This is a genomic window from Cytobacillus firmus, from assembly GCF_023715565.1.
In the GTDB taxonomy this organism is placed as follows: Bacteria; Bacillota; Bacilli; order Bacillales; family Cytobacillaceae; genus Cytobacillus; species Cytobacillus firmus_C.
Genome location: NZ_JAMBOJ010000079.1, coordinates 1 through 19,209, shown reverse-complemented (window position 1 = coordinate 19,209; position 19,209 = coordinate 1). Strand labels below are relative to the sequence as shown.

Below are 19,209 nucleotides of genomic sequence, written 5' to 3'. Positions count from 1 at the left end.
TTGATCCCGTTGAATTGGATTATGTTTAGAAAGCATATTAATCACCTCAAGCATTGTATTACTTCTATTTTAAATCAAAAAAGACTCCCGACAAGTACGATTTTCATCGAGTTTGTCGACAGTCTGAGGCGGCCCATGTGGCCGTCTTTTTCAATTAGAATAAAGTTCCTCCATATCTGCATAAAAACCTAGCTGCTGGAAGAATACTAATCACTGTGCTTTTATGAGCTTAATTGTTAATTGTTCTAAAAGAGTACAAGCTGTCATAGGGTGGAAGAGGGTGCGGAAAGAGAGCGCTCATGCGGATATTTCAGCTGACATCATAGGAGGAAAAGAATGAAGGATTACATAAGGCGTTTCTTTATCGCAGGAATAATGGCTATTTGTGTGAGTCTGCTATTTCTGGGAGGGAAGCATTCTAAAGCTGCTGAGCCAAAAATTTCTGAGTCGACAGAGCATTGGATATGGCCGGCAGATGGTGTAATTACAGACACGTATGGTACAAGAAGCGGTCAGCATAAGGGCATTGATATTGCCGGAGAGTCCGGTTCTCCGGTTTATGCCGCTGACGCTGGAATTGTGTCCAGGTCTTATTACTCTCAAACATACGGAAATGTAATATTTATTAAACATAGCAATCAAACCGAAACAGTATACGCCCATCTGAATAAACGATTAGCTGCTGAAGGCGAAAAGGTTTCGCTCGGACAGAAAATAGGATTGATGGGAAGCACGGGTGACTCTTCAGGAGTCCATCTTCATTTTGAGATACATGCGCAGGCATGGACAGCTGATAAAATAAATGCAGTGGATCCCTCTGTGGCATTTGGCATGGGAGAAGTTGGACAAGCTGTTAATGCAGCGGCAAGAACCGAAAACGCACGTGAAGTTACAGCTCGGCCGTCTAATAATAATTCTGGCCTAAAAACTAATGATTCGGGGGAAACCTACCATATAGTTAAAACCGGGGAAACACTATGGACCATTGCAGCACACTATAATCTGCAGCCCGGTGATATTGCCAGTTTGAATAATATTAATCCTGATCGCATACTTACAGGTCAAAAACTGCTGATAAAGCCCAGTGAATTTAGCGAATACACTGTTAAACAAGGCGATACATTAACTTCTATAGCGAAGAAGCATGATACAACAGCAGAAGTTATTAAAGAGTTAAACAATGTAAATTCAGATGTTATAAAAATCGGACAAATTCTAATCATTCACAAAAAATAGAATAGAAATGATTGCATCGCTTTACTCCCTTAAAGTATAATGGGTAAAAAACTGGGGGAGTTAGAGTAATGCTTACAGACTATCATAACCATCTTGAAAACGGTACGTTAAGCCTGGACTATTTAAAAAAATTCACAGATGCTGCTGTTCACAAAGGGATTGAATCTTTTGGGATTTCGGAACATGCATATCATTTCTATCAGACAGCAGATATTCTGCAAAATCCATGGGTAAACGAAAGACGCTTTTATGATATGAAGGACTATGTGAACCTTTTTCAAGAAGCGTGGAATACTGACATAGATGTGAAAATGTCTATAGAAATGGACTACACGCCGGGCAAGCATGATGAAATGGCTAAGTTTATTAACAATTATTCATTTGATTATGTAATTGGCTCCATTCATTGGGTTGGAGATTTCGGCATAGATTTAGCTGAATTTAGAAAAGAATGGGATAAACGGGATCTTTATGAGGTATATCGGAAGTATTTTGATCAAGTGGTCACACTGGCCCAATCAAATTTATTTGATATTGTAGGCCATTTAGACCTCGTGAAAATCTTTAAATATGTTCCTAAGGACGAAGAGTTTCTGTTGGAGCAATATGATCGTGCAGCCAATGCACTGGCAGAATCCAAGACATGTGTGGAAATCAGCACAGCCGGTCTGCGAAAGCCGGTAGGTGAACTATACCCGGACAAACGGCTCCTGCAAAAATGTTATGAGAAAAAAATCCCGATTGTCCTTTCATCTGATGCTCACTTTCCTGAACATGTAGGTGCCGATTTTGATAAGGCAATTGCTCTTGCGAAAGAAGTCGGATATCAATCCATCATGACTTTTTCCAAGGGTGAAAGAAAGGAATATCCGCTTGGATAATAAAAAAGGGGTGGCGGTGCACATAACCCTGTCAAGTAGACAATGAAAAAAAAAGTATACTAAGCTGCGGCCTTTTCACGATATTCAATTGGGGAAAGGCCGTTAAACTTTTCTTGGAATCGTTCAGTATTGTAAAAATCAATATATTGCTTAATGGCTAAATAAGCTTGCTCAATCGTTTTAGGACGCACTAAATACAACTTCTCTGTTTTTAAATGGGAGAAGAAACACTCAATACATGCATTATCATGCCAATTTCCACTTCTGGAATGACTTCCTTGAATATTCAACTTCTTTAGGTGATTTTCATATACTTTAGTTGTATATTGAAATCCTTGATCGGAATGAATTAGTGCTTGTTCTTTTAAGGGGTTGCCTTCTAATTGCTTTAATGTATTTAACACTAATTCAAGATCATTTCTTTTAGATAATTTCCAAGCTACAATCTCATTATTAAATAAATCCAAAACTGCAGAAAGATATGCGAAATCCTCTCCAACTCGTACGTATGTTATATCTGTTACGAGTTTTTCAAACCGATTTTCAGCTGAAAATTCCCTGTTCAATACATTTGGAAATACAATTGAACCTCTATGCCCATAGAAAGGTCTTTTCTTTCGAATAACTGATTTTATGCCTAATTCCCGCATTAAACGTCGAACGCGCTTATGATTTATTACAATTACTTATCTAGTTAAAGCCCGCGTCACTCGCTTATATCCAAAGTAAGGGTGTAGTTTATGAATGGCTAATATATGTTCTTTAAGTAAAATATCTTCTTTCATACGTATAGTACGCGTTGAACGGGTTCCACGCCATTTGTAATATCCAGCTTTAGATATTTCCCCAAAATAGCCACGCAAGTGGATACTTTCTTCTTAGTTCATCAATAATTTGAAACCTTTCGGATTTCAAGACCACTCCTTCCCGTGTAGATTTGGATTGCGCTTTTTTAGGTATTCGACCTGCGCTTTCAAATATGCATTCTCTTCTTCTAAGCTGTTAAAATTCTTTTTGTTCCAAAGTCCACGTTGATCTTCGAAGGATTCATTATTATTTACTTTTTTTATCCAATTCGCTATTTGGGCATCACTTTTAATTCCAAACCGTTCACGAAGCTGACTGTAGGACCACCCCTCCTCCAATTTCAAACGAACTACTTCACGCTTTTTTTTTGCATTATCCATAAAATTTTAATAGGAATGGAAATGGATATATTTATGTTTTAAATCCATACAGCTAAACAAATCCCTTCACAGGATAACTTTTTTTCAGTATAATTAATTTGTATAAATAAATACGGTCTATCTTCGGGGCAGGGTGAAATTCCCGACCGGCGGTGATGGGTTAAACTTAACTCTAAGCCCGCGAGCCTGAGAGAAGCGTTTTTGTCGAAAAACGCTTTGCATTCAATTGGGCAGGATTTGGTGCGATTCCAAAGCCGACAGTACAGTCTGGATGGGAGAAGATGGAGGTTCTGCAGACGTTCAAAAAATGCAGGTTTTGAACGTTATTAAGCGTGCCTTCGCAACTCTCCCTCAAGTTATTTTAGCTTGAGGGTTATTTATTGCGAAGATATTTGCTTAGCCGAACCTTTCTTCTATAGGAGAGATAGCCTAAAAAGGAGAGAGGAACTTGAAAAAACTTAATATCAAATCAATGGTAGCCATCGGAATGCTAAGCAGCATCTCTTATATATTAATGCTGCTCAATTTTCCAATTCCGCCGTTTCCGCAATTTTTAATGATTGACTTCAGCGATATTCCTGCATTGATCGCAGCTTTAATCTTTGGCCCGGCGGCAGGAATTTTAGTGGAGCTTATTAAAAACATTCTTGATTACTTTATGACAGGGAGTGCAACAGGTGTACCTGTCGGACACATTGCAAACTTTGCGGCAGGCATTTTGTTCGTCTTGCCTACGTATTATGTATACAGCAAACTTAAGACCAAAAAAGGCATGACGTTTGGGCTTGTAATCGGCACCATGGTGATGGCTGTCATTATGAGTGTGCTTAATTACCTTGTCATTCTGCCGGCATATACATTCTTCCTGAATTTCCCGGCAATGTCAGCGCCTGAAATGAGAACAATGATTGTGACCGGGATTTTGCCATTTAATATACTAAAAGGACTTATTATTTCAATTGTTTTCATGCTCATCTTTACACGCATGAGAACCTGGGTAGAAAAGCAGGCTGTATTAAAAAGTGCAGCATAATGTATATAAATTTAAAGCAGCGGCCAATGTTCCGCTGCTTTTTCAATTTGAAAGCTTAAAAAAACTCCCTTTCTAGTTGAAAGGGAGCAGTAGCTTAACAAAGATTAGAGTATGGCTGAGGGATTATTCGTATTTAAGTGCGTCGCCATCAAAAGCGTCATCAGCAACTTTGATTGAATCGGTTGGGCAACCTTCGAATGCATCCATCATATCGTCAATCAAGACATCTGGAATCTCAACGATACCCTGGTTATCATCAAGGGTAACAAATGCGATGCCTTCATCATCGTAATCATAAATGTCCGGTGCAGCTGCGCCGCAAGCTCCACATGCAATACATGTTTCTTTGTCAACAATTGTATACTTTGCCATGAAAAAACCTCCCAAAAATTAAACAATTAATCTCCCATCAAGATGATGGTAACACATTCCTCACATCCTATTGTAAAACTGAATGTTCAACTTTTCAATAGAAAATATATTGAGAATGCTTATCACAAAAGGGTTTAGGCATAATTTACCCTGTTAGAAATAATTAAAACGGCCTGCCGATTTCTTTCATGATAAAATAGAAGTAAGAAAAAGAAGGTAATAAAAAAATAAAAAATCTTAAGCAGTATGGTGAACAGAATGCAAAGACGACCTTATCTGAAATCTATAATAATGTACTGTGTTAACGAGTTGCAGGGACAAAGAACTATCTATTCCATTTTACATTTGTTGAATGGGAAAAAGTCTTCCCAGACAATCCAGGATGCTCATCTCTTTCAGCTAACCCCATTTTTTCGTACGTTTGGAAATTTAAGCAGGGGAGTACTGGACCAGCTTGCAGAAGATATCCTAAACAGCTGCTGGATGACTGCCATTGATGAAAAGCATTACATATTAACTGCAGAAGGGAAGAAAGAGCTCGAAAGATCTCTTTTAGAATGTCCTATACCTTCATCATTAAACGGATGGCTGTATCATAGTACAAGTGAATTGTTTTGGAAGAGGATTACCCTTTTAATTCAGGTAATATCACACTTAAATAATAACAATGTAAAGTACCTTCCTATCCAAAGAAAAAGAGATATTCATGAATGGCTGAAAGGCTTTCTGGGGACTTCTGGATTTGTCCGCGATGAAGTTGGGGTTATGCTGTACAGGGAACTGGGTCAGTGTCTTGAAGAGCTGAGTGATATTAATCCTGCTGTGCTGACATTGAGGATGACAGGTTATAACCGTATTGGCCTCACAGCTGTTCAGGCTTCTGAGCAGCTTGGAATCAGCCAGGATTATTACCACCATCAGTTCCTTGGAGCTATTCATCACATACTGGCAAGCGCAAAAGAAAATTCTGCCGAATATCCGCTTATTAATAAGATTGTGAGCGATGCAGTAAATGAAGTTCAGCTAACATTGTCTGCCCAAAAGACTTACACAATGTTAAAACAGGGACTGGATTTGGATGAAATTTCTAAAATGAGAAAATTGAAAAAAAGTACTATTGAGGACCATGTTGTGGAAGTAGCATTAAACGACAACCGGTTTAATATAACACGTTATGTGTCGGAGGAAAAACAGAAGCTGATTCTTCATGCAGCCAATCGTGCTGGTTCAATGCAATTAAAGCAAATACGTCAAATAGTGCCTGAATCCGATTATTTTGAAATCAGATTAGTAATGGCAAAGCTTGGAGAGGGACAATGAGATTGGACGAAGTTTTAGAAAGAAAATTTGGATATTCTGCCTTCAGACCTGGACAAAAGGAAATTATTGAATCCGTGCTCGCAGGCAGGAATACTGTTGCCATGCTGCCTACAGGCACGGGTAAATCCCTTTGTTATCAGCTGCCGGGATATATGATTGAAGGCCAGGTGATTATTATTTCTCCTTTGCTGTCCCTAATGCAGGATCAGGCAGAGCAGCTTATGATGAACGGGGAAAAAAAGGTGATAGCATTCAATTCTTTTCTATCCCGTTATGAAAAAAAACAGGCATTAACTAATCTGTATCAATATAAGTTTATCTTTATTTCACCCGAAATGCTTTACTATGAATCAGTACAATCTCAGCTGAAAAAATTGCGCATTGCTTTATTTGTTGTTGATGAAGCCCACTGTATCTCCCAATGGGGGTATGATTTCAGGCCTGATTATTTAAAGCTTGGCGAAGTGAGACGAAAGATTGGGAACCCGGTTACACTCGCTTTAACTGCCACAGCTACACATGAGGTTAAAACAGATATAAAAAAGTCACTCGGTATACTGGACTGCAGCGAATTTATTTATTCGGTTGACCGTCCTAATATAGCCTTAACTGTAGAAAAGGTAGAAAACTTTCGTGTAAAAACAAAGAGGCTTGTGGAGCTTGCTGAGAGCCTTGAGGGTCCGGGCATTATCTATTTTTCCAGCAAAAAAATGGCTGAACAAACAGCCGGCATGCTGAGGGGAAATGGAGCCAAAAGAGTGATGGCTTATCATGGGGGTATGGACCAGGAAAGCCGCATCCTTGTGCAGCAGCAGTTTATCCATGGGCAGCTCGATCTTATTTGTGCTACCAGCGCCTTTGGCATGGGCATTAATAAAGATAATATCCGGTATGTGATACACTTTCATATGCCTCTTCAGATTGAATCTTATTTGCAGGAAATAGGACGGGCAGGAAGAGATGGAAAACAAAGTATAGCTATAATGCTGTATACACCCGGTGATGAGCAGCTTCCCATACAAATTGCAGAAAATGAATTTCCTGACAAGTCTCAAATTGATTGGATCAGCGGCTGGATGGAAGAAAACCCGAATTCGATCACGAATATAAGTGCTTATGAAGAACAAATTAAACAGCTTTCCGGTTTAACAGAAATTCAGTGGAGAATATTTTATGATTTTTTTGAACGGAAAGCCAAATCTGGACAGGGGTATAAAAGGATTCTCCAGGAAATGAATGGGTACTGTGAAGGCAGAATCAAATTGAAAAGAAATAGTATTGAGGAAGTGTACAGGTGGATACACCATGACAATTGCCGGAGAGAAAATATACTTTCCTTTTTTGATGAGGAAAAAAATATCCCTGTCCAATACTGCTGTGATATATGCGGTTTGCAATTTGATGAATTCATAAGAAGCACAAAATCAGATAATCAGGATAGTATGCTTTATGATTGGAAAAGTCATTTAGAATACCTCCTGATTCCAAGTGAGTGAACCGGATTGAAGAAAAAATACGAGGACATCATTAAGGAATTAACAGACAAGGAACTATTATTCCATCTTTATCTTACTCAGGTTCTTATTTTAGCTATTGCTTTCATCCTTAGTATTATATTATTTAACAGTTTTGAGGAATTCCAGGCTCTGTTTGTACTTGATGATATTAATATTCTTGTCATTGGGGCAGCGGCAGGATTGGCTGTTGTCCTGATTGATATTATCTTGATGAAGCTCCTCCCTGAGGAAATGTATGATGACGGAGGTTTAAATAAGAAAATCTTTCAAAACCGACATATTCTTCATATTGCTTTTATTGCAGCAGTGGTGGCAATAAGCGAGGAACTTTTGTTCAGAGGTGTCATTCAGACTCATTTTGGACTTGCAATCTCTAGTCTTATTTTTGCGCTTGTTCATTATCGATATCTTTTTAATTGGTTTTTGTTTGTAAATATTATTACATTAAGTTTTTTTATAGGTTATATTTATCATATATCCAATAATTTGCTTGTTACGATTGTTATGCATTTTCTGATTGATTTTCTTTTGGGTATCCTTATTCGAAACAGGTACCTGAAAAAATCCATAGAGGAATAGGCATGGAACAATAGTAAACAGCAGCGTTTAATAAACTTCTTATGATTTTTTTTACAGGAAGGGATGAAACATGAGTAAAGAAGACCCATATAGAGATCAGGCTGAAAGACTCCGCAAGAGGATTGACAGAAAACAGGAAACAGGAAACAGCGGGCAAAAATCCGCTTTACCGCCGCGGAGCCGTATACATCAGGAAAAAAGGAAAAAAAATAAATGGAGAGTTAAGTACCCTGTTATACGCTTGCTGGCTTTATTTTTTATCCTGCTCCCGATTACCATCTTCAGCATTTATCAATATGTAAGCAGTGATAAAAGCATCAATACCGGGTTGATATCAGAATCTGAAGAAGTTGGTTCTGAAACGGTCGTTTTTGCCATAAATGATGAAGATGAAGAGACAACCATAGTAGTAAGAGAAGAGCAGGAAGCTGAGAAACTTAAAAAAACTGAACAAGCTAAAAAAGCTAAAGAGTCACAAGAAAAAGAAGAAGCCAGCGACCAGCAGGAAAAGCAGACTTCAGAAAAGCCTGAAGAAGAACCTGAAGAAGATAAAGGTTCTGAAGCCGCATCCGAAAAGCAAGCCCGGCAAACAGCTCCTAATAGTACAGACTCGTCGAAAACGGCCGAAACACAGGAAGAATTAAAAAAGGAAGGCAAAGTTGTCTACCATACGGTTAAACCAAAGGAAACAATCTTTAGAATTGCCATGACCTATTATAAATCCCAATCCGGAATTGAAATAATTAAGAAAGCCAACAATTTGCCGTCAAATGAAATACAAACGGGCCAGGTATTAAAAATCCCGCTTGAGCAATAAAAGAGTCTAGGACCATTTGCTTTCTTATCTCCCAGTCATAGAACAATGTACAAGCTCATACATTGTTATGAAAGGGAGGGAGCGTTTTTGGAATCGCCGATTAGAATGCTTGATGAACATACAGACCAGGCAACAAGAAAAATGCTTGAGAAAGTTGTGGAAAGGAAACAAAAGTTTGATCGATTCAAGTCCTGGCATTTAATTGCCATGTGGGCCACCGTTTTTATATCCTTTTTATTCTTTTTTTATCTTTATAAAAGTGTTATGCAGCCTTACTCTTACTCGTTTGCATCAATGTTTTCAGCTTTTGTCAGACAGTCTGCTAATTTCTATTTACTTTTTTTTACGGTTGGCGTTTACGGGTTTATGAATCTTCTGAGAGAAAAAAGAGATAAAGCAGAAAAAGAATTTCATGCACTAAGGTGTGAAATAATTGATAAGAGTAAAGATCTCTGGAAAAAAGAAGATGAATGGAAAAATCGCCATAACGTTTTCGAAATGATGAAAACAAATTATGATATAAACCTTTATCATGAGAACAAATGAAAAAAGAAGCAGGCTGCCTGCTTCTTTTTGTTAAGTATTTAGAAGAATTTCTTTTTATCCCGTTCTTCCTTTAAAATCTCAACGGCTTCTCTGAAGCGCTGAGAGTGGATGATCTCTCTTTCTCTTAAAAACCGGAGTCCGTCATTTAGATCCGGATCATCGCTCATATTTATTATCCACTGATAGGTTGCCCTTGCTTTCTCTTCTGCGGCGATATCTTCGTATAAATCTGCTATTGGATCCCCTTTTGCCTGGATATAAGAAGCTGTCCAGGGCACACCTGCTGCATTATTATAAAACAGGGCATTATCATGGTTAGCATAATGGGCATCCAGGCCAGCAGCCTTCATTTGATCAGGCGTAGCATCCTTCGTTAATTTATAAATCATTGTAGCGATCATTTCCAGATGTGCAAATTCCTCTGTTCCAATATCTGTAAGAAGTCCAATTACCTTATCCGGAATAGTATAACGCTGGTTTAAATATCTTAGTGCGGCAGCAAGTTCTCCATCCGCACCCCCATATTGTTCAATTAGATACTTTGCCAGCTTAGGATTGCAAGTGCTCACCTTAACCGGATATTGCAGTTTTTTTTCATAAACCCACATTTTATTCTCAGCCTCCTTTGGAAGTCTGTTAGTATGCCTTGAGCGCCTCCATTTTAAGAAGGCGCCTGAAAATCAATTTATACCTGCCATGGCCATGGGGGATCATCCCAATTCCATGGCTGTCCCGAATAGCTGTGGCCAAATTGCATTAATGGACCATATTTGCTTTCAATGGCATTTCTCAACTTTTTCCGTTCTTTTGCGTAATGGTTGAATTGCTTAATGGCTTCTGTATCATTATTGTGCGTATCAAGGTATAAAGTCAGCTCAACAAGTACAAAGTCTACAGCCTGAAGCTGTTCAAGAAGCTGGTAATAATCTGCGGGTAATTGTTTCATCACTGCTGTCCCTCCCTGGCTTTTTCATAGGGACTGTACCATGGATCATAGAAAGCCTTCCACAGAGTTCCTGCTTTTAAGGCCTGCATTGGTGTGAATTGTTCCAGTCCCGGCGGCTGAAATCCCATATAAAGGTTCGGAGGTGTGGAATAAGTTTTGACCTTAATAGGAGTACAGGGGTCAAAGGGGCTAACATAAGGGTGCCAGGTCTTACGGAGTGTATTCATCATAATCCCTCCTTTTTATGCGTCATTGAAACTTATGAGAGCCACAGTGGTTTTATGATCGTTTACTCCAATAAAAAGAGGGAACAGTTGGATAAATGGCGAAATAAATGGTAGGTCTAATTAATATTACTTTTGAGGTGATGGCAATGTTTGTGAAAAGTATTATGATTCCGAAGCATAACTGTAAAACAATCGGACAGGATGAAACATTGAAAGATGCTCTTGATTTGCTTGAGAACAACCAGATCGATGGTCTTCCTGTGTTGGATGGTGAGCAGTATGCAGGCATAATTACCAGGTATGGAATATATGAGAACTTCTTTTTATCAGGAACTTCAAAGGAAGCGTTTCTTGGAGGAACACTCGTAAAAGATATTGCCACACATCAGGAGCAATATTTGCAGGGGAATGAAATTTTTGAAAAAACACTGCTGGATTTAAAGGATTTTCCTTTACTTGCTGTTTTGGGGGAAAACCGTAAATTCCTGGGGATCGTCACCCGTTTTGATGTTCTGGCTCAATTTCAATCTGCTTTCGGTACGAATAAACCAGGTGTTAGAATTGCGTTTACCTCTGTGGAAGCAGAAGGGAGAATTGCCCGTTTGGCCGAAATCGCCCATTATTTCCATGAACACATCATATCTCTTGTTACTTTTGATGAAACAGACAAGCTGGTGCGCCGCATTGTGATGAAAGTAGAGAAAAATGATAATATGGATAAGTTCATCACCCGGCTTGAAAAATCAGGTTTCCGTGTTCTGGATATTACAGAAGATTAATGTATATATAGTCAAAAAAATACTTCCTTCTCATACACTCTGTATGGGAGGGATTTTTATTGTTTGTTATTTTGCTGAAGCTGGTGACAGGCTTTATTGGCGGCATTCTATATATAAAATTTTTTCCGGTGTCTATTCCCATAGGCATTTCAGATATGATTGTTATTTTTGTCCTCGAGCCTTCAGGTTTTGTTCTGGGAATGACATTTTTTTTTATCTCCTTTATAGCCAACGCAGAAATCATAAAGATGATCATTGAATGGACAGCCGGGGGTTATAAAAATATCAAGGCATTGAAAGAAATCAATGCTTTTTTGGGGACTGTTCTTATCTTATTGTTGATGGGATGCTTTTTTACTTTGGCGGTCCTTTCACCATGGGAAGCGCTTGCCCTTTTCTGTTTTTCGGCAATCTATGGTATTATTTCTTTAGATTTCAAGAAATTCAATTTTACTGGAGACTGAGTAAAGGCGAGTGATGGCAGGAGGATTTATGATATACTTAGTAGCTTTAACCTTAATTGGCGGTATAGGTCTGCTTTTGTTTATGCTTAGAGAAGCATTTGCAGATAGAATTATATATAAAGAGTTTACCTTTCCTGAATTCCCGGAAAGCTTTGGTGAAATAAAGCTTTTTTTTATTTCTGATATTCATAGGAGGACAGTATCAGAAACCATAATCGGAGAGATAAAAGAGAAGGAGCCTGATCTGGTGATAATAGGCGGCGATCTCTTGGAAAAAGGAGTTCCTTTTGATAGAGTAAAGAAAAACCTGCTGAGTTTGAAGGAATGCGGGCCAGTCTATTTCGTGTGGGGAAATAATGATTATGAAGTGGATTACCATCAGCTCGACGCCCTCCTCCTAGAATGTGGAGTGAAAATTTTAGATAACACTGCCCTCTCCTTTGAATCAGCGGAAGGTGAGCGTTTTATCCTGCTGGGTACAGATGATTTCAGCAAAGAGAGGGATCGGCTCGACCTTGCACTTGAGGATGCAGGCTCTGATGGATTTCGGGTTCTCGTCAGCCATGATCCGCGTATCGTTAATAGTATAGAAAAAGAACAAAATATTCACCTTGTCTTAAGCGGGCATACACACGGGGGGCAAATACATATTTTTGGGTATAGTCCTTATGAAAAGGGACGGACAAAAGTGCTGCCGCAAACAACAATTTTGATCAGCAACGGCTATGGTACAACTGGAGTGCCTTTTAGGCTGGGGGCAAAGTCTGAAACTCACTTCATCACTTTAAAAAAACTGATATCTTAGCTTCAAAAACACATCCAAATTTTACAATTCTTACGATCGTTTTTATACTTTTTAAGCAGGATTAAATTTTGAAATTTAATCACTGTCCAGAGATATTTGCTAATTAGCATTGAAGGGAGGGCTTTAGCATGGCAACAGAAGAAGGAAAATATAATATTAAGGCTGTTTCTAAGATGCTCAACATTCAGCCAGGAACCTTACGGGCGTGGGAAAGGCGATATCAAATCGTTGCTCCAAAGAGAAATGAATCCGGCCACAGACTATACACCGAAGAGCATATCAAAATATTAAAATGGCTGATCAGGAAAGTAGATCAGGGCTTTTCCATCAGCCAGGCTGTTTCCCTTCTGGAGAACAAGGATTTAAATGCCGAGCCGCTTCAGATGGATAAGGAAGGAGACCGGTCGGGTGCCCTTGCCAATGAGCTTCTTGAAGCTCTCCTTCATTTTAATGAATCGAAAGCGCATGATTTGATTAATCAGGCTTTTAGTTTTTACACAATAGATAAAGTCCTAATTGATATATTAGGCTCTCTATTAGTGGAAATTGGACATCTATGGGAGGATGGGAAAATTACCAGTGCTCATGAGCATTTTGCCTCGTCCATATTAAGATCAAGAATAGGGATGATTCTGCATTCCTTTCCGCACAACGGGGTTCTGCCAAAGGTAGTAGCAGTTTGCGGCCCTGGAGAAGCTCACGAATTAGGACTTTTAATTTTCACGTTATTCTTGCGGAGAAGAGGATTTGAGGTTGTTTACCTGGGGACAAGCATTGCTGATGAAGATATTGACACTGTAATTGGAGTGGTTAAACCCAAGTTTATATTCCTGTCTTGTACAATGAAGTCCAATGTTCCGGAAACTCTCAAACTTTCAGAGAGGCTTATTGGGACATATGGAAACATCCATGTAGGCATTGGGGGATTCGGCATTGATTCCCTAAGTAATGAAGAAAAAATGAAGTATGAACGGTTTATACCCGGCAGTTCTCCGCAAGAATGGGAAAAATGGATTAAAGATCGGCTCCTGTAAACAAAAGGTCTGGCGGTTAAATTGCCGGGTCTTTTCTTTTTTTAGTCACAGAAAAAAAGACGACTCACAAACTAAGCAATATATCATACACTAAACCAAAGAGTTGGTTCAGGTCAGGGGGCTTAAAATGCGCTTAGAACGTTTGAATTATAATAAAATCAAAATCTTTCTCACTTTAGATGACTTGAATGATAGGGGACTCACTAAGGAAGATGTCCTGAAGGATTCATTAAAATGGCATCAGCTTTTTCATGAAATGCTGGAAGAAGCAAGTGAAGAATTCGGTGTAGATATTCAAGGGTCAGTAGCAGTGGAGATTTTCTCCATGCAGGCGCAGGGAATGGTGATGATTGTTACGATGGAGGAGCAGATGGATGAAGAGCTCCTTGAGGATGGTTTTATTGAAATGCAGGTAACTGTTGATGGCAGTGAAGATATATTATTCGAATTCCGGGATTTTGAAGATGTAATTCAAATGGCAAAAAGTCTGAACAGCGTGCAGGTTGACAAAGGAAGCCTATACTTTTATAAAGAAAAGTATTTTTATCATGCAAGAGATTTGGAGGAAGAAAATATTCACAGAGTAATTGCCATATTAGCTGAGTACGGTGATTCGGCTTTTATAAGTATTCACGTTATTCAGGAATATGGGAAAGTGCTGATCGAAGCCAAAGCTGTAAAAAAGCTGGTGGAATATTTCTCGTAATGTGAAAGAGGGGATCCAACCTCTTTTTTTTATGCAGGTCACTCCCTGCAATATGGTGCATCTTGCAAAATCTGCATTAATAGCTCATGAATTATATAAAAATTGGGTAAACCAAATATAAGAAAACAGCTGCAATAATATTATATAAAACACTGTTTCATTACAAAAGGAAACAGGATGTTTCTTTTGCCCTTCAGCGGGAAAAGGAGTATCAGGAGTAAACAGAAAATTCCCTTTAATACCAACGCTGACAGCGTTTTCATTAAAATATCAAAAAATGCGGAAAACTGCATTATTCTTCTTGCATAAATTAGGCAAAGGTGTATACTATTCCATGGAAGCGGACAACTAATGAAAGTGATTTTTCTAGGAGGTTTACAAATGGTAGCCGAGAAAGGTACTGATTCAAATAAAGCTGAAAAATTGGACGTTTTAAAGTCGACTCAAACGGTCATACATAAGGCTTTAGGGAAGCTGGGTTATTCTGATGAGGTGTATGAGCTTCTTAAAGAGCCAATTCGTATGATGACAGTGAAAATTCCTGTACGGATGGATGACGGAACAGTAAAAGTCTTTACTGGCTACCGGGCCCAGCATAATGATGCTGTTGGTCCTACTAAAGGCGGTATTCGTTTTCACCCGAATGTAACTGAAAAGGAAGTAAAGGCACTGTCAATTTGGATGAGCTTGAAATGTGGAATTGTAGATCTTCCCTATGGCGGAGGCAAAGGCGGAATCGTTTGTGACCCGCGCGATATGTCCTTTGGGGAGTTAGAGCGGCTAAGCCGCGGATATGTTCGGGCAATCAGTCAAATAGTAGGTCCTACTAAGGATATTCCTGCGCCAGATGTATTTACCAACTCGCAGATCATGGCATGGATGATGGATGAATACAGCCGGATTGATGAATTTAATTCCCCAGGCTTTATAACCGGTAAACCACTTGTGCTTGGGGGTTCACATGGACGGGAGTCAGCGACAGCTAAAGGGGTTACAATTTGCATACGGGAAGCTGCCAAGAAAAAAGGCATTAACCTTGAAGGTGCAAGAGTTGTTGTTCAGGGATTCGGAAACGCTGGAAGTTTCCTCTCAAAGTTTATGCATGATGCAGGTGCGAAGGTTGTTGGTATTTCAGATGCTTATGGCGGGTTATATGATCCGAATGGTCTTGATATTGATTACCTCTTAGATCGCCGTGACAGCTTCGGTACTGTGACAAAATTGTTTAATGATACAATTTCAAATAAAGAGCTGCTTGAACTTGATTGCGATATTCTGGTCCCGGCAGCCATAGAAAACCAGATAACAGAAGAAAATGCACATAACATAAGAGCTGGCATTGTAGTGGAGGCGGCCAATGGTCCAACTACTTTGGAAGCAACACGGATTCTGTCTGAGCGGGGAATCCTGCTTGTCCCGGATGTACTAGCTTCTGCAGGCGGTGTAACAGTATCTTATTTCGAATGGGTTCAAAATAACCAGGGATATTACTGGACTGAAGAAGAAGTAGAAGAGAAGCTTGAGAAAGTCATGGTTAAATCATTCGATAATATTTATAAGACATCCCAAACACGCCGTGTCGATATGCGTCTGGCTGCGTATATGGTAGGAGTCAGAAAAATGGCTGAAGCTTCAAGATTCCGCGGATGGATTTAACTGTGAATCTCCACATTTGAATAATCATAAAAAATCTCCTATCATAAACTGATGGGAGATTTTTTATAGACAGCAGCCTGAAATACTTGTTTTGGCATTTAAGGAGTGAGAATCTTGAACATAGACGCTATTATTGTTGGGGGAGGGCCCTGCGGTCTGGCAGCTGCCATAGCCCTTCAGGAAGCAGGGAAAACCCCCCTAGTTATCGAAAAGGGCAATATCGTAAATGCAATATACAACTACCCGACACACCAGACTTTCTTCAGCACAAGTGAGAAACTCGAAATCGGCGGGGTGCCCTTCATAACGGAAAATTACAAGCCTAAGAGAAACCAGGCGCTAACCTATTACCGGGAAGTGGTGAAAAGAAAGGGCATTAAGGTCAATGCTTACGAAAAAGTTTTAAATGTGGTAAAAAAAAATCCCCAAGTATTTGAAGTGCAAACTGATAAGAGGGATTATACAGCTAATAATATCATAATTGCTACAGGTTATTATGATAATCCCAATTACATGAAAGTTCCCGGCGAGGATCTTGCAAAGGTATTTCACTATTTCAAAGAAGCTCACCCGTTTTTTGATAAAGACGTAGCGGTTATCGGAGGGAAAAACTCAAGCGTTGATGCCGCAATAGAACTGGTAAAAGCAGGAGCAAGAGTAACAGTGATCTATCGCGGAACAGAATATTCACCAAGCATAAAGCCCTGGATTCTGCCTGAGTTTGAATCATTAGTGAAAAATGGCGTGATTAAAATGGAATTCAACGCACATGTGAACGAAATCAGTGAAAATAAGCTTTTATATACAGTGGATGGTAAAACCTTTGACATTAAGAACGATTTTGTGTTTGCCATGACTGGTTATCATCCTGACCATGGGTTTTTAAGAAATATGGGGATTCAAATTAATTATGAAACCGGGCGCCCTCAATATAACCCTGAAACAATGGAAACGAATGTCCCTGGAATATTTATTGCAGGTGTAATAGCTGCAGGGAATAATGCTAACGAAATTTTTATTGAAAATGGAAGATTTCACGGCGAACAAATAGCAAAAGCAATAGTTGAAAAAGAGAGCGGAAACGGCAAAGGCTGATCATTTCAGATCAGCTTTTTTATTTATATTTGAAAAATCTCTTCGATATTTTGCTGTGTTTCGAGTCCAATTAACAGTTTAATTCTGGCTTTTTGTCCATTTAGCCCATTTGAAAATATAACTCCCATATCCTTAAGATGTTTTCCGCCCCCGTCATAACCATATACATCTTGTGCAATTCCATTGAAGCAGCGGGAAACCAATACAATCGGTATGTTATTTCCAGTAAGGGCTTTAATTCCCTCAATTGTGGCTGGGGGCAGATTACCTTGTCCAAGTGCTTCGATAACAACACCATCGAAATCTAAATTCCCAATCGCATGAAGCAAAGAAGAATCCATTCCGGCAAAAGCTTTAATGAGTGTGACTTTTTTATCAACTGTATTCAATGGGTAGTATTCTCTATTTGTCGGCGCATTATGGAATAATACACCTCTCTTCGTGACTATTCCAATTGGCCCGTACTGAGGGCTCTGAAAAGTAGAGACATTACTCGTATGTGTTTTTGTAACATTTTCTGCTGTATGAATTTCATCATTTAAAACGACAAGGACCCCTTTGTCTTTAGCTTCTTCACATGCAGCCACACGAATAGAAGAAATGAGGTTGTAAAGTCCGTCTGAACCGATTTCGTTACTCGATCTCATTGCACCTGTTACAACGATCGGAAGGGATGTTTTCATACTTAAGTCCAAAAAGTAGGCTGTCTCTTCTAATGTATCTGTACCATGTGTAATCACTACGCCGCTAATCTCTTCTTTTGCAAGGCTGTTTTCAATAATCTCCTTCAATTTAAGCATTTCTTTTGGCGTAATATGCGGTGAAGGAAGGTGGAATGGCTCTTCAACCATCAATTCTGCAAGGGACAGAAGTTCCTTTGTTTTTTCCGTTAATGGATTATTATCTGTGGGTTTTACGGCACCTGTTGCCGCATCCTCGCTCATTGAAATGGTGCCTCCTGTGTGTATAACTAGTATCTTTTTTTTCTCCATGTGAATCCCCCAATTTTCGCTTTGAAAAATATAAGTATGAAGCGGAATTTTTCTTTTCCAATATTTGAATAATCATTTTAATTCTTTCTATATCATGATACGATTAAGAAAACAGATTGAAAAGAGGACAGCTCATGCTGGGAATATTATCCGCTGGCATCGCGCCGGGACTGGCACTATTAAGTTATTTTTATTTAAAAGATCAATATGAGTCAGAACCCATATCTATGGTTTTTAAAACTTTTTTGTTTGGTGCCTTGCTTGTGTTCCCCATCATGTTTATCCAATACGTTTTAGAAGCTGAAGGGGTGCTCCAGTCCAGTTTAGCGGATGCATTTTTATCATCAAGCATGCTGGAAGAATTCTTTAAATGGTTTATATTATTCTATACTATTTATCAGCAAGTAACCTTTGATGAACCATATGATGGAATTGTGTATGGTGCCTCGGTATCACTCGGCTTTGCTACTGCAGAAAATATCTTTTATCTCATCGGGCTGGGTGTGGAACACGCACTTGGGAGGGCTTTACTCCCGGTTTCCAGTCATGCTCTCTTCGGTGTTATCATGGGCTATTATATAGGAAAAGGAAAGTTCTCGGCAACGTCTACAAAAAAATGGATAGCCTTTTCATTAATTGTACCCTTTCTCCTTCACGGTATTTACGACTATATCCTTATTTCTTTGAAACATTGGATGTTTATCATGTTTCCGTTTATGATCTTCCTTTGGTGGCTGGGCTTAAGAAAAGTTAAAAAAGCAAGGGCTCATAGCGTAAGGCATATGAATAATCAATTTGAAATACAGAAAACCCTCCATTCCTGATGGTCTTGTCCCTGTCAAGTAGACAACATAAAAAGCTAAGCAGTGAGCGCGTGTCGATATTCTATTGGCGCGCGTTTCTTTAGTTTCTTTTGTCTGCGTTTGTAATTGTAATGGTAAATGTAATCCTCAAGAGCTTCTTCTAGTTCTTCTTTTGACCTACACTTATTTATATACAGCTTCTCAGTTTTGAGGT

At 39.1% G+C, this 19,209-nt stretch carries 22 protein-coding genes, 1 pseudogene and 1 riboswitch; of the genes and pseudogenes, 16 read left to right on the top strand and 7 right to left on the bottom strand.

Annotation, left to right across the window (positions count from 1 at the left end):
- Window positions 1-336 precede the first annotated feature (336 nt).
- Together M3205_RS22690 and M3205_RS22685 are read left to right on the top strand one after the other, a co-directional pair.
- Window positions 337-1,236 (top strand): LysM peptidoglycan-binding domain-containing protein, encoded by a 900-nt coding sequence (locus tag M3205_RS22690; protein WP_251171961.1) that lies wholly within the window; start codon window positions 337-339, stop codon window positions 1,234-1,236.
- 68 nt (window positions 1,237-1,304) lie between these two features.
- Window positions 1,305-2,117 carry a histidinol-phosphatase gene (locus M3205_RS22685; RefSeq protein WP_251171960.1) on the top strand — a complete coding sequence of 271 codons (813 nt, stop codon included), beginning with the start codon at window positions 1,305-1,307 and terminating at the stop codon, window positions 2,115-2,117.
- Between the two features lie 59 nt (window positions 2,118-2,176).
- On the opposite strand, the pseudogene M3205_RS22680 reads toward M3205_RS22685, so the two are convergent.
- Window positions 2,177-3,304: pseudogene (locus tag M3205_RS22680) on the bottom strand (IS3 family transposase).
- A 115-nt stretch (window positions 3,305-3,419) separates the two neighbouring features.
- Window positions 3,420-3,591: riboswitch (FMN riboswitch) on the top strand.
- A 161-nt stretch (window positions 3,592-3,752) separates the two neighbouring features.
- Between M3205_RS22680 and M3205_RS22675 the strand changes: the two are divergent.
- Entirely contained in the window at window positions 3,753-4,337 is a 585-nt protein-coding gene (locus tag M3205_RS22675) for an ECF transporter S component (protein ID WP_285886878.1), read from the top strand.
- A 123-nt stretch (window positions 4,338-4,460) separates the two neighbouring features.
- Here the strand turns inward: M3205_RS22675 and M3205_RS22670 are convergent, their stop codons facing one another.
- Window positions 4,461-4,709 (bottom strand): ferredoxin, encoded by a 249-nt coding sequence (locus M3205_RS22670; protein ID WP_095244720.1) that lies wholly within the window; start codon window positions 4,707-4,709, stop codon window positions 4,461-4,463.
- A gap of 291 nt (window positions 4,710-5,000) precedes the next feature.
- On the opposite strand from M3205_RS22670, the gene M3205_RS22665 reads away from it, so the two are divergent.
- The 5 genes from M3205_RS22665 (at window position 5,001) to M3205_RS22645 (ending at window position 9,488) form a co-directional block, all read left to right on the top strand.
- A complete protein-coding gene (locus M3205_RS22665; RefSeq protein WP_251171959.1) occupies window positions 5,001-6,029 on the top strand; it encodes a YpbB family protein in 1,029 nt (342 codons plus the stop codon).
- Window positions 6,026-7,525, top strand: coding sequence for a RecQ family ATP-dependent DNA helicase (locus M3205_RS22660; protein ID WP_251171958.1), 1,500 nt, complete (start codon window positions 6,026-6,028; stop codon window positions 7,523-7,525). The genes M3205_RS22665 and M3205_RS22660 overlap by 4 nt, the downstream gene beginning before the upstream one ends.
- A 6-nt stretch (window positions 7,526-7,531) precedes the next feature.
- Window positions 7,532-8,125: a CPBP family intramembrane glutamic endopeptidase gene (locus tag M3205_RS22655; RefSeq protein ID WP_251171957.1), complete on the top strand. Its 594-nt coding sequence runs from the start codon at window positions 7,532-7,534 to the stop codon at window positions 8,123-8,125.
- Between the two features lie 70 nt (window positions 8,126-8,195).
- Window positions 8,196-8,942: a LysM peptidoglycan-binding domain-containing protein gene (locus tag M3205_RS22650; protein ID WP_251171956.1), complete on the top strand. Its 747-nt coding sequence runs from the start codon at window positions 8,196-8,198 to the stop codon at window positions 8,940-8,942.
- An 87-nt stretch (window positions 8,943-9,029) separates the two neighbouring features.
- Window positions 9,030-9,488: a YpbF family protein gene (locus tag M3205_RS22645; RefSeq protein ID WP_251171955.1), complete on the top strand. Its 459-nt coding sequence runs from the start codon at window positions 9,030-9,032 to the stop codon at window positions 9,486-9,488.
- Between the two features lie 38 nt (window positions 9,489-9,526).
- On the opposite strand, the gene M3205_RS22640 is transcribed toward M3205_RS22645, so the two are convergent.
- The 3 genes from M3205_RS22640 to M3205_RS22630 form a co-directional block, all read right to left on the bottom strand.
- Window positions 9,527-10,096 (bottom strand): manganese catalase family protein, encoded by a 570-nt coding sequence (locus M3205_RS22640; RefSeq protein WP_251171954.1) that lies wholly within the window; start codon window positions 10,094-10,096, stop codon window positions 9,527-9,529.
- Window positions 10,097-10,173: 77 nt separating this feature from the next.
- Window positions 10,174-10,434, bottom strand: a complete 261-nt coding sequence (locus tag M3205_RS22635) for a spore coat protein CotJB (protein WP_048008141.1) — start codon at window positions 10,432-10,434, stop codon at window positions 10,174-10,176.
- The gene (locus tag M3205_RS22630) at window positions 10,434-10,661 is read right to left on the bottom strand and encodes a spore coat associated protein CotJA (RefSeq protein WP_251171964.1); all 228 of its coding nucleotides are present in this window, start codon (window positions 10,659-10,661) and stop codon (window positions 10,434-10,436) included. Before M3205_RS22630 ends, M3205_RS22635 begins: the two co-directional genes overlap by 1 nt.
- Before the next feature lie 146 nt (window positions 10,662-10,807).
- Here M3205_RS22630 and M3205_RS22625 point away from each other — a divergent pair, with 146 nt between their 5' ends.
- The 7 genes from M3205_RS22625 (at window position 10,808) to M3205_RS22595 (ending at window position 17,200) form a co-directional block, all read left to right on the top strand.
- Complete coding sequence (locus tag M3205_RS22625) at window positions 10,808-11,440, top strand: CBS domain-containing protein (protein WP_251171963.1); 633 nt, start codon at window positions 10,808-10,810, stop codon at window positions 11,438-11,440.
- Between the two features lie 59 nt (window positions 11,441-11,499).
- Window positions 11,500-11,904 (top strand): hypothetical protein, encoded by a 405-nt coding sequence (locus M3205_RS22620; protein ID WP_251171953.1) that lies wholly within the window; start codon window positions 11,500-11,502, stop codon window positions 11,902-11,904.
- Between the two features lie 28 nt (window positions 11,905-11,932).
- A complete protein-coding gene (locus M3205_RS22615) occupies window positions 11,933-12,709 on the top strand; it encodes a metallophosphoesterase (RefSeq protein ID WP_251171952.1) in 777 nt (258 codons plus the stop codon).
- 128 nt (window positions 12,710-12,837) lie between these two features.
- Window positions 12,838-13,743, top strand: a complete 906-nt coding sequence (locus M3205_RS22610) for a MerR family transcriptional regulator (RefSeq protein WP_251171951.1) — start codon at window positions 12,838-12,840, stop codon at window positions 13,741-13,743.
- Window positions 13,744-13,870: 127 nt separating this feature from the next.
- Window positions 13,871-14,449 carry a genetic competence negative regulator gene (locus M3205_RS22605; protein ID WP_251171950.1) on the top strand — a complete coding sequence of 193 codons (579 nt, stop codon included), beginning with the start codon at window positions 13,871-13,873 and terminating at the stop codon, window positions 14,447-14,449.
- 381 nt (window positions 14,450-14,830) lie between these two features.
- On the top strand, window positions 14,831-16,105 hold the full coding sequence (locus M3205_RS22600) for a Glu/Leu/Phe/Val family dehydrogenase (protein WP_251171949.1): 1,275 nt from the start codon (window positions 14,831-14,833) through the stop codon (window positions 16,103-16,105).
- A gap of 114 nt (window positions 16,106-16,219) precedes the next feature.
- Window positions 16,220-17,200 (top strand): YpdA family putative bacillithiol disulfide reductase, encoded by a 981-nt coding sequence (locus M3205_RS22595; RefSeq protein ID WP_285886875.1) that lies wholly within the window; start codon window positions 16,220-16,222, stop codon window positions 17,198-17,200.
- Between the two features lie 23 nt (window positions 17,201-17,223).
- Here M3205_RS22595 and M3205_RS22590 read toward each other — a convergent pair whose 3' ends face one another.
- Window positions 17,224-18,192: an asparaginase gene (locus tag M3205_RS22590; RefSeq protein ID WP_251171948.1), complete on the bottom strand. Its 969-nt coding sequence runs from the start codon at window positions 18,190-18,192 to the stop codon at window positions 17,224-17,226.
- A gap of 134 nt (window positions 18,193-18,326) precedes the next feature.
- Between M3205_RS22590 and prsW the strand changes: the two genes are divergently transcribed.
- Window positions 18,327-19,016: a glutamic-type intramembrane protease PrsW gene (gene prsW / locus M3205_RS22585; RefSeq protein WP_251171947.1), complete on the top strand. Its 690-nt coding sequence runs from the start codon at window positions 18,327-18,329 to the stop codon at window positions 19,014-19,016.
- A gap of 35 nt (window positions 19,017-19,051) precedes the next feature.
- On the opposite strand, the gene M3205_RS25980 is transcribed toward prsW, so the two are convergent.
- The coding region (locus M3205_RS25980; RefSeq protein WP_396104985.1) for an IS3 family transposase at window positions 19,052-19,209 on the bottom strand (158 nt) is incomplete at its 5' end.

Bases quoted from the DNA above. Each gene is read 5' to 3' on its own strand.
- M3205_RS22690 (WP_251171961.1), top strand. From the start codon at position 337: ATGAAGGATTACATAAGGCGTTTCTTTATCGCAGGAATAATGGCTATT.
- M3205_RS22685 (WP_251171960.1), top strand. From the start codon at position 1,305: ATGCTTACAGACTATCATAACCATCTTGAAAACGGTACGTTAAGCCTG.
- M3205_RS22670 (WP_095244720.1), bottom strand. From the start codon at position 4,709: ATGGCAAAGTATACAATTGTTGACAAAGAAACATGTATTGCATGTGGA.
- M3205_RS22665 (WP_251171959.1), top strand. From the start codon at position 5,001: ATGTACTGTGTTAACGAGTTGCAGGGACAAAGAACTATCTATTCCATT.
- M3205_RS22660 (WP_251171958.1), top strand. From the start codon at position 6,026: ATGAGATTGGACGAAGTTTTAGAAAGAAAATTTGGATATTCTGCCTTC.
- M3205_RS22650 (WP_251171956.1), top strand. From the start codon at position 8,196: ATGAGTAAAGAAGACCCATATAGAGATCAGGCTGAAAGACTCCGCAAG.
- M3205_RS22640 (WP_251171954.1), bottom strand. From the start codon at position 10,096: ATGTGGGTTTATGAAAAAAAACTGCAATATCCGGTTAAGGTGAGCACT.
- M3205_RS22635 (WP_048008141.1), bottom strand. From the start codon at position 10,434: ATGAAACAATTACCCGCAGATTATTACCAGCTTCTTGAACAGCTTCAG.
- M3205_RS22630 (WP_251171964.1), bottom strand. From the start codon at position 10,661: ATGAATACACTCCGTAAGACCTGGCACCCTTATGTTAGCCCCTTTGAC.
- M3205_RS22625 (WP_251171963.1), top strand. From the start codon at position 10,808: ATGTTTGTGAAAAGTATTATGATTCCGAAGCATAACTGTAAAACAATC.
- M3205_RS22615 (WP_251171952.1), top strand. From the start codon at position 11,933: ATGATATACTTAGTAGCTTTAACCTTAATTGGCGGTATAGGTCTGCTT.
- M3205_RS22610 (WP_251171951.1), top strand. From the start codon at position 12,838: ATGGCAACAGAAGAAGGAAAATATAATATTAAGGCTGTTTCTAAGATG.
- M3205_RS22605 (WP_251171950.1), top strand. From the start codon at position 13,871: ATGCGCTTAGAACGTTTGAATTATAATAAAATCAAAATCTTTCTCACT.
- M3205_RS22600 (WP_251171949.1), top strand. From the start codon at position 14,831: ATGGTAGCCGAGAAAGGTACTGATTCAAATAAAGCTGAAAAATTGGAC.
- M3205_RS22590 (WP_251171948.1), bottom strand. From the start codon at position 18,192: ATGGAGAAAAAAAAGATACTAGTTATACACACAGGAGGCACCATTTCA.
- prsW (WP_251171947.1), top strand. From the start codon at position 18,327: ATGCTGGGAATATTATCCGCTGGCATCGCGCCGGGACTGGCACTATTA.